The organism is Azospirillum aestuarii, assembly GCF_016632405.1.
GTDB lineage: Bacteria > Pseudomonadota > Alphaproteobacteria > Azospirillales > Azospirillaceae > Azospirillum > Azospirillum aestuarii.
The window spans coordinates 74,724-89,418 of sequence record NZ_JAEPIV010000006.1 but is presented as its reverse complement, the minus strand read 5'-3'; the positions used below and the strand labels follow the sequence as shown (position 1 = coordinate 89,418).

Here is a 14,695-nt window from a genome sequence, read left to right as displayed (position 1 = left end):
TCCATGACGGCTTGCGGCCTCGATTTCGGCACGTCCAACACGACGCTCGGCGTGCGGACGGCGGCGGGTGCCGGCTTGGGGGAGGGCGGTTATGGCCTGCTTCCTCTCGATGGCGCGCGGACCACCCTGCCCAGTGCCGTCTTCTTCGATTTCGAAGCCGACGCGGTGACGGTCGGGCAGGCGGCCATCGACGCCTATGCGTCGGGCGTCGAGGGGCGGCTGATGCGCTCGATCAAGTCGATGCTGGGCACCGACCTGATCGACGCCGACACCGCGCTCCGCAAGGGCCGCATCACCTTCCGCGCGGTCATCGCCAGCTTCCTGGCCGCGGTCAAGGAGCGGGCGGAGACCGCGCTCGGCGGCGAACTGACCGACGTGGTGCTGGGTCGCCCGGTGCATTTCGTGGACGGCGACCCGGCGGGCGACGCCGCGGCGGAGGAGGTGCTCGGCGAAATCGCCCGATCCGTCGGCTTCCGCGGCATCTCCTTTCAGTATGAGCCCATCGCCGCCGCGCTCGACTACGAGCAGCAGGTGGAGCGGGAGGAATTGGCCTTGATCGCCGACATCGGCGGCGGCACCTCGGACTTCTCGATCGTTCGCATCGGGCCGGAGCGGCGCGGGCGGGCCGACCGCAGCGCCGACATCCTGGCCAACGACGGCATCCGCGTCGGCGGCACCGACTTCGACCGCGACCTGTCGCTGGCGACGGCGATGCCGCTGCTGGGCCACGGCAGCGCCATGAAGCGCCCCGGCCTGCTGGCGCCCAAGCATCTCTTCCTCGACCTGGCGACCTGGTCGAAGATCAACTTCCTCTACACCGCCAAGGCGATGGCCGACCTGGAGCGCTTGCAGCGCGATTCCGCCACGCCGGACCGCATCGAGCGGCTGATCGGCGTGGTCGAGCACCGGTTGGGCCACGCGCTGGCCATGGCGGTGGAGCGCACCAAGATCGCCCTGTCCGATGGTCCGGAGGCCGGCTTGCTGTTGGACTGGGGCGGTGCCGGCATGACCCGCCCGGTGTCTGTGGACGAACTGAACGAGGCGACGGCGATCCTGGCCGGCCGCATCGGCGGGCGGGTGCGCGCCTGTCTGGCCGAGGCCGGCACGCTGCCGGCGGAGATCGACGCGGTGTTCCTGACCGGCGGCTCCACGCTGCTGCCGCAGGTGCGGGCGGCCATCCTGGCCGAACTGCCCGGCGCCCGCGTGGTCGAGGGCAACATCTTCGGCTCGGTCGGCACCGGCCTGACCATCGAGGCGGCGCGTCGCTACGGCGGGACCGCCTGAGGTTCCTTCAAAGAGCCGGACAAGAAGAAGCCCACCGGCGCTGCCGCCGATGGGCTTTTCTGTGTTCTGTCCTGCGGCTCGTCCCTCCGGTGGTGCCCGCCGCGCCGCGAGGGCGGGGCGGACACCAGGAACCGGTGGTCCGAGGCCCGATGGATCAGACCGAGTAGTACATCTTGTACTCGATCGGGTGCGGCATGGTCTCGAAGGCCAGCAGCTCCTCGGTGCGCAGGTCGATGTAGGACTCGATCATGTCCTTGGTGAACACGTCGCCCTTCTGCAGGAAGGCGCTGTCGGCCTTCAGGCTGTCCAGGGCCTCGCGCAGCGAGCCGCAAACCGTCGGAACCTTGGCCAGCTCTTCGGCCGGCAGGTCGTACAGGTTCTTGTCCATCGCCTCGCCCGGATGGATCTTGTTCTGGATGCCGTCCAGGCCGGCCATCAGCAGGGCGGCGAAGGCCAGATACGGGTTGGCCGACGGGTCCGGGAAGCGGACCTCGACGCGCTTGCCCTTCGGCGAGGCGACGTACGGGATGCGGCAGGAGGCCGAACGGTTGCGGGCCGAGTAGGCCAGCAGAACCGGAGCCTCGTAGCCCGGGACCAGACGCTTGTAGGAGTTGGTCGTCGGGTTGGTGAAGGCGTTCAGCGCCTTGGCGTGCTTGATGATGCCGCCGATGTAGTACAGCGCCAGCTCCGACAGGTCGGCGTACTGGTTGCCGGCGAACATCGGCTGGCCTTCCTTCCAGATCGACTGGTGCATGTGCATGCCCGAGCCGTTGTCGCCGAAGACGGGCTTCGGCATGAAGGTCGCGGTCTTGCCGTAAGCGTGGGCGACGTTGTGCACGACGTACTTGTAGTACTGCATGTTGTCGCCGGTGCGGACCAGCGTATCGAACTTGATGCCCAGCTCATGCTGGGAGGCGGCCACCTCGTGGTGGTGCTTCTCGACCGGCACGCCCATCTCGGCGAGCACGCTCAGCATCTCGGCACGCAGGTCCGAGCCGCTGTCGACCGGAGCGACCGGGAAGTAGCCGCCCTTGACGCCCGGGCGGTGACCCAGGTTGCCGTCCTCGTAATCCTTGTCCGAGGTGTACGGGCCTTCCTCCGAGTCGAACTCGTAGGAAACCTTGTTCATCTCGACCTTGAACTTGACGTCGTCGAAGACGAAGAACTCGGCTTCCGGGCCGAAGTAGGCGGTGTCGCCGATGCCGGCCGACGCCATGTACTTCTCGGCGGCCTTCGCGATGCCGCGCGGGCAGCGGGCGTAGGGCTGGCCGGTCGACGGCTCGTAGACGTCGCAGAGGATGTTCAGCGTCGGCTGGGCCGAGAACGGGTCCATCACGGCGGTGGTCGGGTCGAGCTGGAGGATCATGTCCGACTCGTTGATCGCCTTCCAACCGGCGATCGAGGAGCCGTCGAACATGATGCCGTCTTCGAACACGTCCTCGTCGATGGTCGAGACGTGCTGAGCGGTGTGGTGCAGCTTGCCGCGCGGGTCGGTGAAGCGGAGGTCCACGTACTTGACGTCGTGTTCCTTGATCAGGTCGAAGACCTTGCTGATGTCGGACATATCTCTTTTTCCACGCTTAAGAGGTTTGGGTCCCGCTGCGTCAAACCGACCGAGGGGCGGGTGACGGCGCTCGCGGCGGACGTTATGTCATGCCTTTCCCGAGCACACAACGTGACAGCACAAAAAGTCGCGCCCGGAGGGGCATCCACGCACGGATCGTTCCGCTTGCGGTTGCGACGGTCTGCGTCGGCCGGCTCTGCGTCGGCCGGCTCTGCGTCGGTTGTGGGCGGGGCTGGTTCATGTTGGCCGGTGGTCGGGTTCTCGGGACGCGATCAGATCGCGTCGCCTCCCTTCTCGCCGGTCCGGATGCGGACAACTTCTTCCACGGGGGTGACGAAGATCTTGCCGTCGCCGATGCGGCCGGTGTGGGCGGCCTGCTGGATCGCCTCGATCGCCCGCTCCACCAGGGAGTCCTCCATCACCACCTCGATCTTCACCTTCGGCAGGAAGTCGACCACATACTCCGCGCCGCGGTACAGCTCGGTGTGCCCCTTCTGACGGCCGAAGCCCTTGGCCTCGGTGACGGTGATGCCCTTGATGCCGACTTCGTGAAGGGCTTCCTTCACTTCGTCGAGTTTGAACGGCTTAATGATGGCTTCGATCTTCTTCATGGGTCTCTCGTGTACGAGGTGCCAACGCCGGCAGGCACCGTCCACGGCTCTGCCGACGGTCCGATGTAAAGCACGTTGCGTGCCAATCGGAGCGGTTGCGGTCCGGCTGCGTGGGATGCCCGGCCGCGACGCGCCGATGCCACCGCGGGCGGCACGCGACTGCCAACGGATAGGGCGAAGTGAACAATATTTGTGCACAAGCTGCAAGCAATCCGCGCAACCACACCCTTCCGGAGGGGGTGGCGTCGGCTTTTCACATTGATGAATTCGGTGGAAAATAGAGCTTGACCCGACCCGTCCCTTGAGGCAAATAGGCGACCCCGGTGGCGGTGGTAGCTCAGTTGGTAGAGCTCTCGGTTGTGGTCCGAGCGGTCGTGGGTTCGAGTCCCATCCATCGCCCCAGTCCTCCTTGACGGCGGATGCGCTTGTCTCGTCAGTGTTTCGCGCTGACATTGCATTGGCGGACACAGCGGGCGGGGTTTTGACGGACGGATCATTCCGTTCTTTGGTGGCGGTGGTAGCTCAGTTGGTAGAGCTCTCGGTTGTGGTCCGAGCGGTCGTGGGTTCGAGTCCCATCCATCGCCCCAGTCCTTCTTTCCAATTTTCGTGCCAAGCCGGTCGTTCCGGCCCTTCCCTGTGTGCCCGGCTTTGCTGCGGCCGCATCGGCGCTTATTGTGCCGGATGACGGTGATGCGGGATTGCGGCGGGTGGAGGCGATGGACGAACTGCTTTCCGTGGCGGAGATGTACCGCGCCGACGCGCTGACCATGGCGGGCGGCGTGCCGGGGCCTGTGCTGATGGAGGCGGCGGGGGCCGCGGTGATGCGCGCGGTCTGCGAGCGCTGGGCGCCGCACCCGACCGTCGTCCTGTGCGGGCCGGGCAACAACGGCGGCGACGGATTCGTCATCGCCCGCCTTCTTCTCGAAGCGGGCTGGCCGGTGCGGTTGGCCCTGCTGGGGTCACGCTCCGCCCTGCGCGGCGACGCGGCGGTGGCGGCCGGGCGCTGGACCGGCCCGGTGGAGGCCGCCGATCCCTGGCTGCTGGAAGGCAATCCCCTGGTCATCGACGCGCTGTTCGGGGCCGGGCTCGCCCGCCCGCTCGACGGCATGGCGAAAGAGGTGGTCGAGGCGATGGCGGGACGCACCGTCGTCGCCGTGGACGTGCCGAGCGGCCTGCACGGCGACAGCGGCCAAGTGATGGGGGCGGCTCCGCAGGCGGCGCTGACCGTCACCTTCTTCCGCCGCAAGCCCGGCCATCTGCTCCTGCCGGGCCGTATCCTCTGCGGCGAGGTGGTGGTGGCCGACATCGGCATTCCCGACACCGTGCTGGATGCCATCGCGCCGCAAACCCTGGTGAACGGCCCCGACCTGTGGCGGCAACGCTACCCCTGGCCGCGGCTCGACGCGCACAAATACGCGCGGGGGCACGCGGTGGTGCTGGGCGGGGCGCGGATGACCGGCGCGGCGCGGCTGTCGGCGCGGGGCGCCCTGCGCGCCGGGGCGGGGCTGGTGACGGTGGCCTGCCCGCCCGACTCGGTGCCGATCTACGCCGCCGGCTCGCCCAGCCTGATCGTGACCGAGGTGGCGGACGGCGCCGCCTTCGAGGACCTGCTGGCGGACCCGCGCAAGAACGCGGTGCTGCTGGGGCCGGGGGCCGGAGTCGGAGCCGACACGCGGGGCCATGCGCTCGCCGCGCTGGCCGCCGGAAAGGCCTGCGTGCTGGACGCCGACGCCCTGACCAGCTTCGCCGCGTCGCCCGCCGATCTGCTCGGCCGGTTGAACGAACGCTGCCTGCTGACCCCGCACGAGGGCGAGTTCGCGCGGATCTTTCCGGACCTCGCGGCGGTGGAGGGCGGGAAACTGATGCGCGCCCGCGCCGCGGCGGCGCGCTGCGGCGCCGTCGTCCTTTTGAAAGGCGCCGACACGGTGGTCGCGGCGCCGGACGGACGGGGCGTCGTCAACGCCAATGCTCCGGCCGATCTGGCGACCGCAGGGTCGGGAGACGTGCTGGCGGGCATCGCGCTCGGGCTGATCGCTCAGGGAATGGACACGTTCGACGCCGCCGGCGCCGCGGTCTGGCTGCACGGCGAAGCGGCGACCGCGTTCGGACCGGGCCTGATCGCCGAAGATTTGCCGGATGCGCTCCCAGGGGTGCTGAAGCGGCTCAAGGCGGGTGCGCGCTGATCCGACTTCCCCAGGGCATACATACGCCCGGACAGGAGGCTTACTCTTAAGGCCGGGCTCAAGCTATGGCTTGCCGAGAGCGCGCATGCACGCCAGACTCTTGGTATGAGCGAGACGCCCGAGATCAAACCCGCAGAGCCCGTCCCGTCCCAGCTGCCCGCCGCCTCTGCGGGAGCGCCGCCGGGGCTGCTCGACCGCACGCTGGACACGCTGCGCGCGGGCTGGCGCGAGATCGCCGCCTCCGCCCGTGGCGTGGTCGGCGCGGCGCCCCGCGCCTCTCTCCCGAAGGAGGACGCGGACCGGCTGAAGGAACAGATCGAAGCCTGCCTGGAGGGCCGCGGCGGCGAGGTGTCGGCGCGGGCGCGGGCGGCGCAACTCGGTCGCACCTATCTGGCGCTGGACGGGCAGGGGCGGCGCAACTTCCTGATGATGCTGGCGCGCGATTTCGATGTGGACCGCGCCGCCATCGATCAGGCGATGGCGACCTTCCAGACGGCGGGTGATCCGGTGTCGCGCGGCCATGCCGAGCGCGCCCTGCGTCGCGCGCTGGAGCCGCCGCGGCTGCGGCTGCTCACCCAGTTCAACGGCCTGCCGGAAGGGGTGAAGTTCCTGGTGGACCTGCGCGCCGAGCTGATGGAGATGGCGCGGGGCGAGCCGCTGCTCCAGGCGCTGGAGGACGATCTCAAGAGCCTGCTGCGCAACTGGTTCGACGTCGGCTTCCTGGAGATGCGCCGGATCACCTGGGACAGCCCGGCCTCGCTCCTGGAAAAGCTCATCAAATACGAGGCGGTGCACGAGATCAGTGGTTGGCGGGACCTGAAGGACCGTCTCGATTCCGACCGCCGCTGCTTCGCCTTCTTCCACCCGCGCATGCCGAACGAGCCGCTGATCTTCGTCGAGGTCGCGCTGGTCCAGGGCATGTCGGACAACGTCCAGGCACTGCTCGACCCTTCCGCCCCGGTCTGCGACCCGAAGAGCGCGGACAGCGCCATCTTCTACTCCATCTCCAACGCCCAGGTGGGGCTGGCGGGAATCAGCTTCGGCAACTTCCTCATCAAGCGGGTGGTGGACGGGCTGACCGGGGAGTTTCCCAACATCAAGTGCTTCGCCACCCTGTCGCCGATTCCCGGATTCCGCCGCTGGCTTGACCGGGAACTGGCCGAGCGCGGCGATTCGCTGCTCAGCCCGCCCGAGGCGGAACGCATCGCCGAAGCCATGGCCGCCCGCCCGGACGCCCCCGAACCGGAAGGCCGCGAATCGGATGCCGAAGGCGACGCGGACGAGCGTCCGGTGCTGGCGGGAGTCCTGGCTCTGCCCGACTGGCACGCAGACGAGGAGCTTCAGAAGCAGCTTCGCGGCCCGTTGATGCGGTTGTGCGCGCACTACCTGACGACGGCGCGCGCGTCGGACCGCCGCAGCGAGCGGGCCGGCGCGGCTCCGGCGCGGGCGCTCGACCCGGTCGCGCACTTCCACCTCAGCAACGGCGCCCGCATGGAGAGGCTGAACTGGCTGGGCGACCGTTCGGCCAAGGGGTTGCGGCAGTCCTGCGGCATGATGATCAACTACCGTTACAAGCTGGGCGAGATCGACGCCAACCACGAGGCGTACCGAGGGGAGGGCAAGGTCAACGCTTCCTCCTCCATCCGGTCGCTGGGGAAGGGGGGCGGATGAGGCGGCTTGCCGTTCGCCGGGGCGCTTCCCTCGGGGCTTTCCGGGCCACCCACCAATGGCGTGCGGAACGGCGCCCATTTTGCCTGTTTGCGGCGCGAACCCTGTGCTATAGAGCGGACTTCGCCGGCAGTCCGTCGGGTGTTCCGCACCCGTCGCGGGCTGTCTATGCCATTGCGGGCGTGGCGGAACTGGTAGACGCGCCGGATTTAGGTTCCGGTGACTTCGGTCGTGGGGGTTCGAGTCCCTTCGCCCGCACCATGGCAACAGCTTGGACCGCATGGGAACACACGGTTTCGGGCCGCCCGGACGGGCGCCGCCGGGCCGGACAACGAGATAGGCTTTCGTTCCGATGAACATCACCGAGACCAGCGCCGACGGCCTGAAGCGCGAGTACAAGGTCGTCATTTCCGCCCAGGATATCGAACAGAAGGTGCAGGGCCGGCTCGAAGAGCTGCGCCGGACGGTGCAGCTCCCCGGCTTCCGTCCGGGCAAGGTGCCGGTTGCCGTGATCAAGCAGCGCTACGGCGGCAGCGTGCTGGCCGAGGCTCTGGAGGATGCGATCGCCGACAGCTCGCGCCAGGCGCTGAGCGAGCGCGGCCTGCGCATCGCCATGCAGCCGAAGATCAACGTCGAGAAGTACGAGGACGGCGGCGACCTGTCCTACACCATGGGCGTCGAGCTTCTGCCGGACATCGAGCCGGGCGACCTCAGCGGCCTGGAACTTGAGAAGCCGGTCGCCACGGTCGAGGACTCGGCCGTCGACGAGGCCCTGACCCGTCTGGCTTCCGCCCATTCGGTGCAGGCTCCGGTGACCGAGGACCGCGCGGCCGAGACGGGCGACATCGCCGTGATCGACTTCGCCGGTTCGGTGGATGGCGAGGCCCTGCCGGGCATGGACGGCAAGGACTATCCGCTGGAGCTGGGCGCGAACCAGTTCGTTCCGGGCTTCGAGGAGCAGCTGGTCGGCGCCAAGGCCGGCGAGCACCGCACGGTGAAGGTCACCTTCCCGGCGGACTACCCGCACGACCGCCTGAAGGGCGCGGACACCGTGTTCGAGGTGGACGTCAAGGAACTCCGCAAGAACGTCCCGGCCGAGGTCAACGACGACCTCGCCAAGGAGTTCGGCATGGAGAGCCTGGAGAAGCTGCGCGAGGCCGTCGGCGACCGCATCAAGAGCGAGTACGCCAACGTGTCGCGCCTGCGCGTCAAGCGCCAGCTCCTCGACAAGCTGGCCGAGGCCCACTCCTTCGAGGTCCCGCCGGGCATGGTGGACGTCGAGTTCGAGGGCATCTGGCAGCGCCTCCAGCAGGAGCTGCAGAACGGCACCGCCGGTGAGGACGCCGGCAAGCCGGAAGAGGAGCTGAAGGCCGAGTACCGCGGCATCGCCGAGCGCCGCGTGCGCCTGGGCCTGCTGCTGTCGGAGATCGGCCGCCGCAACGACATCCAGGTGTCCCAGGACGAGATCAACCGCGCCCTGATCACGGAAGCCCGCCGCTTCCCCGGTCAGGAGCGTCAGGTGTTCGAGTTCTTCAAGCAGAACCGGGAAGCGCTGGAAAACCTCCGCGCCCCGATCTTCGAGGACAAGGTTGTCGACTACATCCTGGACCAGGCCAAGGTGAGCGAGAAGCCGGTGTCCGCCGAAGAGCTGATGAAGGACCCCGACGAGGAGGCCGAGGCGGCCTGATCGTCAGAAAGGTTGAGGGGCGGCCTACCGGTCGCCCCTTTCCATTCCTATATGTAGACTGCTCAGACGACTAACCGAGCTGCGGGAGCAGGGAAGACCACCATGTACGACTTCGAACCGAAGATGAATGCTCTGGTCCCGATGGTCATCGAGCAGACCAACCGGGGCGAACGAGCGTACGATATTTACTCGCGCCTGCTGAAGGAACGGATCATCTTTATGATCGGTGGCGTGAACGACGCCGTCGCCAGCCTGATCTGCTCGCAGCTGCTGTTCCTGGAATCGGAAAACCCGAGCAAGGACATCGCGCTCTACATCAATTCGCCGGGCGGTTACGTCTCGGCCGGCCTCGCCATCTACGACACCATGCAGTACATCCGTCCGCAGGTGTCGACGGTGTGCATGGGGCAGGCGGCCTCGATGGGCTCGCTCCTGCTCGCCGCCGGCGCGCCGGGCAAGCGCTTCTCGTTGCCGAACAGCCGGATCATGATCCACCAGCCGTCGGGCGGCGCCCAGGGCCAGGCTTCGGACATCGAGATCCAGGCCCAGGAAATCCTGAAGCTGCGCTCGCGCCTCAACGACATCTACGTCAAGCACACCGGCCAGTCGCTCGACACCATCGAGGCGGCCATGGAGCGTGACAAGTTCATGTCGCCGGAGGAAGCCAAGGCGTTCGGCCTGATCGACGAAGTGGTGGAAAAGCGCCCCGGATCGGTCGGCGACGGCAGCGCCGCCTGAACGCGCGCGCGAACTAATGATTGATTGCGCCGGTTCCCTGTTGTTGAATGATGGGGAACCGGTCCGATGGATCGGGTTCGATGGATGAGTGAGCGGATGCGTTAACCTTGTCTCGGGCCTTCCCCGGGACAACCTTTGAAAGGACCGGCGTCGGGGGACGCCGCAGGCGGTTGACAGGTTATACGGATCAGTCCCCCGCGAGATGACGGAGTACCGATGAGCAAGTCCAGCAGCGGCGATTCGAAGAACACGCTCTACTGCTCCTTTTGCGGCAAGAGCCAGCACGAGGTCCGCAAGCTGATTGCCGGTCCGACGGTGTTCATCTGCGATGAATGCGTCGAGCTGTGCATGGACATCATTCGCGAGGAAAACAAGACGACCCTCGTGAAGTCCCGCGACGGCGTGCCGACCCCGCGCGACATCCATGCGGTACTGGACGATTACGTGATCGGCCAGCATCACGCGAAACGGGTCCTTTCGGTTGCGGTGCACAATCACTACAAGCGGTTGGCGCACGGCACGAAGCACAACGACGTCGAACTGGCGAAGTCCAACATCCTGCTGGTCGGCCCCACCGGCTGCGGCAAGACGCTGCTCGCCCAGACGCTCGCCCGGATCATCGACGTTCCCTTCACGATGGCCGACGCCACGACCCTGACCGAGGCGGGCTATGTCGGTGAGGACGTCGAGAACATCATTCTGAAGCTGCTCCAGGCCGCCGACTACAACGTCGAGCGGGCGCAGCGCGGCATCGTCTACATCGACGAGGTCGACAAGATCAGCCGCAAGTCCGACAACCCGTCGATTACCCGCGACGTGTCGGGCGAAGGTGTGCAGCAGGCCCTGCTGAAGATCATGGAGGGCACCGTCGCCTCCGTGCCTCCGCAGGGTGGGCGCAAGCACCCGCAGCAGGAGTTCCTGCAGGTCGACACCAGCAACATCCTGTTCATCTGCGGCGGCGCGTTCGCCGGGTTGGACAAGATCATCGCGCAGCGCGGCAAGGGCACCTCGATCGGCTTCGGCGCCGATGTGCGCGGCCCGGACGAGCGCTCGACCGGCGACATCCTGCGTGAGGTCGAGCCCGAGGATCTGCTGAAGTTCGGCCTGATCCCGGAGTTCATCGGTCGTCTGCCGGTCGTCGCCACCCTGTCCGACCTGGACGAGGCGGCTCTGGTCGAGATCCTCACCAAGCCGAAGAACGCCTTGGTCAAGCAGTACCAGCGCCTGTTCGAGATGGAGGACGTCCGTCTGGAATTCTCCGACGATGCCCTGCGCACCATCTCCCACAAGGCGATCCAGCGGAAGACCGGCGCGCGCGGCCTGCGGTCGATCATGGAGTCGATCCTGCTCGACCCGATGTTCGACCTGCCGGGTCTGTCGGGGGTGGAGAGCATCCTGGTCAACAAGGAAGTGGTCGAAGGGCGCGCCAAGCCGCTTTACGTCCACGCCGAACGCCGCGGAGAGCAACAGGCGCCGGGGGCCTGAGTTCGTCACGGTCGATCAGAATTGGATACGGGGAAGGGCGCTTCGGGCGCCCTTCGTCGTTTTCGGCGTTCGCTAACGTCAAGGTTCCGCTGGGCCGCGGAAGGGGGAACCTGCATGCCGCACCGCCATACGGAATTGGGGTTCTGGCCCTTGAAGGGGGGCTATGGCTGTGCCACGTTAGAAAAAGTGCCGGTTTGCGTTCCCCGCGCTCATTCCCGAGGTGGGGTCCCTCCCAGGCCCATCCCGGGCTGACGGCGTCCCAATGAAAGAGGCCCAATCAATGTTCGAAATCCCTCGTGGTGCCCTCTATCCGGTCCTGCCGCTTCGCGACATCGTGGTTTTCCCCCACATGATCGTGCCTCTTTTCGTCGGCCGTGAGAAATCCGTGCGCGCCCTGGAAGACGTCATGAAGGATGACAAACAGATCCTTCTCGTCACCCAGAAGAATGCCGCGCAGGACGATCCGACGCCGGCCGATATCTACAGCGTCGGCACCGTTGGGACCGTGTTGCAGCTGCTGAAGCTGCCCGACGGAACGGTGAAGGTGCTCGTGGAGGGCGGCCAGCGCGCGTCCATCACCAAGTTCGCCGAGAACGAGGATTTCTTCCAGGCCCACGCCGACCTCGTCGAGGAGAAGGTCGGAGAAAGCCAGGAACTTGAAGCGCTGGGCCGGGCCGTCGTCTCGCAGTTCGAACAGTACATCAAGCTGAACAAGAAGATCCCGCCGGAGGTCCTCGTCTCGATCAACCAGATCGAGGAGCCGGGCAAGCTGGCGGACACGGTGGCTTCGCACCTCGCGCTGAAGATTCCGGAGAAGCAGCAGCTCCTGGAATGCGCCACGGTGTCGGAGCGGCTGGAGCGGGTCTATGCCTTCATGGAAGGCGAGATCGGCGTCCTGCAGGTGGAAAAGCGCATCCGCAACCGCGTCAAGCGGCAGATGGAGAAGACCCAGCGCGAGTACTACCTCAACGAACAGCTCAAGGCGATCCAGAAGGAACTCGGCGAGACCGAGGACGGCCGCGACGAGTCGGCCGAGCTGGAAGAGAAGATCAACAAGACCCGTTTCTCCAAGGAAGCCCGCGACAAGGCCCTGGCCGAGCTGAAGAAGCTGCGCTCGATGAGCCCGATGTCGGCCGAGGCGACGGTGGTTCGCAACTACCTGGACTGGATGCTGTCCATTCCGTGGAAGAAGCGCACCAAGGTGAAGAAGGACCTGAAGCTCGCTCAGAAGATCCTCGACGCCGACCACTACGGCCTGGAGAAGGTCAAGGAACGCATCCTCGAATATCTCGCGGTCCAGAACCGCATGAACAAGGTGAAGGGGCCGATCCTCTGCCTCGTCGGGCCGCCCGGCGTCGGCAAGACCTCGCTCGGCAAGTCGATCGCCAAGTCCACGGGCCGCAACTTCGTGCGCATGTCGCTGGGCGGCGTGCGGGACGAGGCCGAGGTTCGCGGTCACCGGCGCACCTACATCGGCTCGATGCCCGGCAAGGTCATCCAGGGCATGAAGAAGGCGAAATCGTCCAACCCGCTCTTCCTGCTGGACGAGATCGACAAGCTCGGCGCCGACTGGCGCGGCGACCCGTCCTCCGCTCTGTTGGAGGTTCTCGACCCCGAGCAGAACGGAACCTTCAACGACCATTACCTGGAGGTCGACTACGACCTGTCGGATGTGATGTTCGTCTGCACGGCCAACACGATGCGCATGCCGCAGCCGCTGCTGGACCGCATGGAGATCATCCGCGTTGCCGGCTACACCGAGGATGAAAAGGTCGAGATTTCCAAGCGCCACCTGATCGAAAAGCAGGTGGAGGCCAACGGTCTGAAGAAGGGCGAGTTCGCCATCTCCGACGACGCGCTGCGCGACCTGATCCGCTACTACACGCGGGAGGCCGGCGTCCGCAGCCTGGAGCGCGAGATCGCCAACCTTTGCCGCAAGGCCGTGAAGGAGATCCTGATGAAGGGTTCCGCCGGCGCCAAGGTCTCGGTCACCCGCCGGAACCTGGACAAGTACGCCGGCGTCCGCCGCTTCCACTTCGGTGAGGCGGAGCTGGAGGATCTGGTGGGCGTCACCACCGGCCTGGCCTGGACGGAGGTCGGTGGCGAACTGCTGTCCATCGAGGCGGTCAGCCTTCCCGGCAAGGGGCGCGTGACCACCACCGGCAAGCTGGGCGACGTCATGAAGGAGTCGGTCCAGGCGGCGGAAAGCTACGTCAAGTCGCGCGCCACCGCCTTCGGCATCAAGCCGACGCTGTTCGAGAAGCGGGATATCCACGTCCACGTGCCCGAAGGCGCCACCCCGAAGGACGGCCCATCGGCGGGTGTGGCGATGATCACCTCGATCGTGTCGGTCCTGACCGGCATCGCGGTTCGCAAGGACGTGGCGATGACCGGCGAGATCACGCTGCGCGGTCGGGTGCTGCCCATCGGCGGCCTGAAGGAGAAGTTGCTGGCCGCTCTGCGCGGCGGCCTCAAGCATGTGCTGATCCCGAAGGACAACGAAAAGGATCTCGCCGAGATCCCGGACAACGTGAAGCGCGGCCTGGAGATCATCCCGGTCAGCACGGTCGACGACGTCCTGAAGCACGCCCTGGTTCGGGCACTCGAACCGATTGAATGGAAGGAGCCGGAAGCGGTCGAGCCGGCGGTCGCCAAGCCGCAGCCCGACGGCGGCGGCGAGGTGCTGCGTCACTGATCACCGCTCGCGTTTAACGCGTCCTTAAAGCACCGCCTTGCTTTGCATCGCCCGCCCGTCTGCAATTGACGGGCGGGCGATGTCGCGTTTATCGTTTCAATGCGCGAAGTCATTGGGCGGCTTTGCTTCCATTTTCCTTGCCGGATTGCGATGGGAGGAAGTAAGTGAACAAGAATGATCTGGTGGCGCATGTCGCCGATGCTGTGGGTTTGTCTAAAACTGATGCGACCAAGGCGGTCGATGCTGTCTTTGACGGCATCGCCGACTCGCTGAAGAGCGGAGAAGAGGTTCGTCTGGTTGGCTTCGGCACCTTCGCGGTTTCCGAACGCGCCGCCAGCGAGGGCCGCAACCCGCGCACGGGCGAGAAGATTGCCATTCCCGCATCGAAACAGCCGAAGTTCAAGCCGGGCAAGACGCTGAAGGATGGCCTGAAGTGATGACGTCTTGAACGGATAGGGCATTCCGGGCATAGTGCGCGCCGGTCAGCACAGGCTGGCCGGCTTTGCGTTGTCTGGGCGGGACGCCCAGACAACGACGCCGGACAAAGACGCGGCGCGGGCGATTAGCTCAGCGGTAGAGCATCTCGTTTACACCGAGAGGGTCGGGGGTTCGAAACCCTCATCGCCCACCATCGCGCCCAGTCCCCCGGTTCGTGCCTTGCAAATTCGTGATTGACAGGTCATGCGTCGGGCGGCTAGAAACCGCCCATCGGCGACGGGGCGTGACCCCGGAAACTGCGCTGCGATCCTATGACACGGACGCTTGTTTGTGCGCACTTCA

Annotated in this window: 10 protein-coding genes and 4 tRNA genes; 12 read left to right on the top strand and 2 right to left on the bottom strand. The window is 66.4% G+C overall.

Features of this window, described 5'->3' with window-relative positions; translation table 11 throughout:
• Nucleotides 1–3 precede the first annotated feature (3 nt).
• A complete protein-coding gene (locus JJL56_RS14025) occupies nucleotides 4–1,284 on the top strand; it encodes an Hsp70 family protein (protein WP_145625731.1) in 1,281 nt (426 codons plus the stop codon).
• 154 nt (nucleotides 1,285–1,438) lie between these two features.
• Here the strand turns inward: JJL56_RS14025 and glnA are convergent, their stop codons facing one another.
• A complete protein-coding gene (glnA, locus tag JJL56_RS14020) occupies nucleotides 1,439–2,848 on the bottom strand; it encodes a type I glutamate--ammonia ligase (protein ID WP_145625750.1) in 1,410 nt (469 codons plus the stop codon).
• Nucleotides 2,849–3,120: 272 nt separating this feature from the next.
• Entirely contained in the window at nucleotides 3,121–3,459 is a 339-nt protein-coding gene (locus JJL56_RS14015) for a P-II family nitrogen regulator (protein WP_014240107.1), read from the bottom strand.
• A gap of 326 nt (nucleotides 3,460–3,785) precedes the next feature.
• Between JJL56_RS14015 and JJL56_RS14010 the strand changes: the two genes are divergently transcribed.
• The 11 genes from JJL56_RS14010 to JJL56_RS13960 all read left to right on the top strand — a co-directional run bounded on the left by JJL56_RS14010 (nucleotide 3,786) and on the right by JJL56_RS13960 (nucleotide 14,546).
• Nucleotides 3,786–3,861, top strand: a tRNA-His gene (locus JJL56_RS14010).
• Between the two features lie 109 nt (nucleotides 3,862–3,970).
• Nucleotides 3,971–4,046 (top strand) — tRNA-His (locus JJL56_RS14005).
• 129 nt (nucleotides 4,047–4,175) lie between these two features.
• Nucleotides 4,176–5,642 carry an NAD(P)H-hydrate dehydratase gene (locus tag JJL56_RS14000; protein WP_200485443.1) on the top strand — a complete coding sequence of 489 codons (1,467 nt, stop codon included), beginning with the start codon at nucleotides 4,176–4,178 and terminating at the stop codon, nucleotides 5,640–5,642.
• A gap of 105 nt (nucleotides 5,643–5,747) precedes the next feature.
• Nucleotides 5,748–7,313, top strand: coding sequence for a malonyl-CoA decarboxylase (locus JJL56_RS13995; RefSeq protein WP_200485442.1), 1,566 nt, complete (start codon nucleotides 5,748–5,750; stop codon nucleotides 7,311–7,313).
• Nucleotides 7,314–7,486: 173 nt separating this feature from the next.
• Nucleotides 7,487–7,571: transfer RNA gene (locus JJL56_RS13990), tRNA-Leu, on the top strand.
• Nucleotides 7,572–7,662: 91 nt separating this feature from the next.
• The gene (tig, locus tag JJL56_RS13985; RefSeq protein WP_145625753.1) at nucleotides 7,663–8,997 is read left to right on the top strand and encodes a trigger factor; all 1,335 of its coding nucleotides are present in this window, start codon (nucleotides 7,663–7,665) and stop codon (nucleotides 8,995–8,997) included.
• Nucleotides 8,998–9,099: 102 nt separating this feature from the next.
• On the top strand, nucleotides 9,100–9,735 hold the full coding sequence (gene clpP, locus JJL56_RS13980; protein ID WP_145625754.1) for an ATP-dependent Clp endopeptidase proteolytic subunit ClpP: 636 nt from the start codon (nucleotides 9,100–9,102) through the stop codon (nucleotides 9,733–9,735).
• Nucleotides 9,736–9,951: 216 nt separating this feature from the next.
• Nucleotides 9,952–11,220 carry an ATP-dependent Clp protease ATP-binding subunit ClpX gene (gene clpX, locus JJL56_RS13975; protein ID WP_145625755.1) on the top strand — a complete coding sequence of 423 codons (1,269 nt, stop codon included), beginning with the start codon at nucleotides 9,952–9,954 and terminating at the stop codon, nucleotides 11,218–11,220.
• Nucleotides 11,221–11,500: 280 nt separating this feature from the next.
• Entirely contained in the window at nucleotides 11,501–13,915 is a 2,415-nt protein-coding gene (gene lon, locus JJL56_RS13970; RefSeq protein ID WP_145625756.1) for an endopeptidase La, read from the top strand.
• A gap of 164 nt (nucleotides 13,916–14,079) precedes the next feature.
• Nucleotides 14,080–14,352, top strand: coding sequence for an HU family DNA-binding protein (locus tag JJL56_RS13965; RefSeq protein WP_145625757.1), 273 nt, complete (start codon nucleotides 14,080–14,082; stop codon nucleotides 14,350–14,352).
• 119 nt (nucleotides 14,353–14,471) lie between these two features.
• Nucleotides 14,472–14,546 (top strand) — tRNA-Val (locus tag JJL56_RS13960).
• Nucleotides 14,547–14,695: the final 149 nt, after the last annotated feature.

Coding starts and splice junctions, on each gene's coding strand:
- clpX (WP_145625755.1), top strand. CDS start 9,952: ATGAGCAAGTCCAGCAGCGGCGATTCGAAGAACACGCTCTACTGCTCC.
- glnA (WP_145625750.1), bottom strand. CDS start 2,848: ATGTCCGACATCAGCAAGGTCTTCGACCTGATCAAGGAACACGACGTC.
- tig (WP_145625753.1), top strand. CDS start 7,663: ATGAACATCACCGAGACCAGCGCCGACGGCCTGAAGCGCGAGTACAAG.
- lon (WP_145625756.1), top strand. CDS start 11,501: ATGTTCGAAATCCCTCGTGGTGCCCTCTATCCGGTCCTGCCGCTTCGC.
- JJL56_RS14015 (WP_014240107.1), bottom strand. CDS start 3,459: ATGAAGAAGATCGAAGCCATCATTAAGCCGTTCAAACTCGACGAAGTG.
- JJL56_RS14000 (WP_200485443.1), top strand. CDS start 4,176: ATGGACGAACTGCTTTCCGTGGCGGAGATGTACCGCGCCGACGCGCTG.
- clpP (WP_145625754.1), top strand. CDS start 9,100: ATGTACGACTTCGAACCGAAGATGAATGCTCTGGTCCCGATGGTCATC.
- JJL56_RS14025 (WP_145625731.1), top strand. CDS start 4: ATGACGGCTTGCGGCCTCGATTTCGGCACGTCCAACACGACGCTCGGC.
- JJL56_RS13995 (WP_200485442.1), top strand. CDS start 5,748: ATGAGCGAGACGCCCGAGATCAAACCCGCAGAGCCCGTCCCGTCCCAG.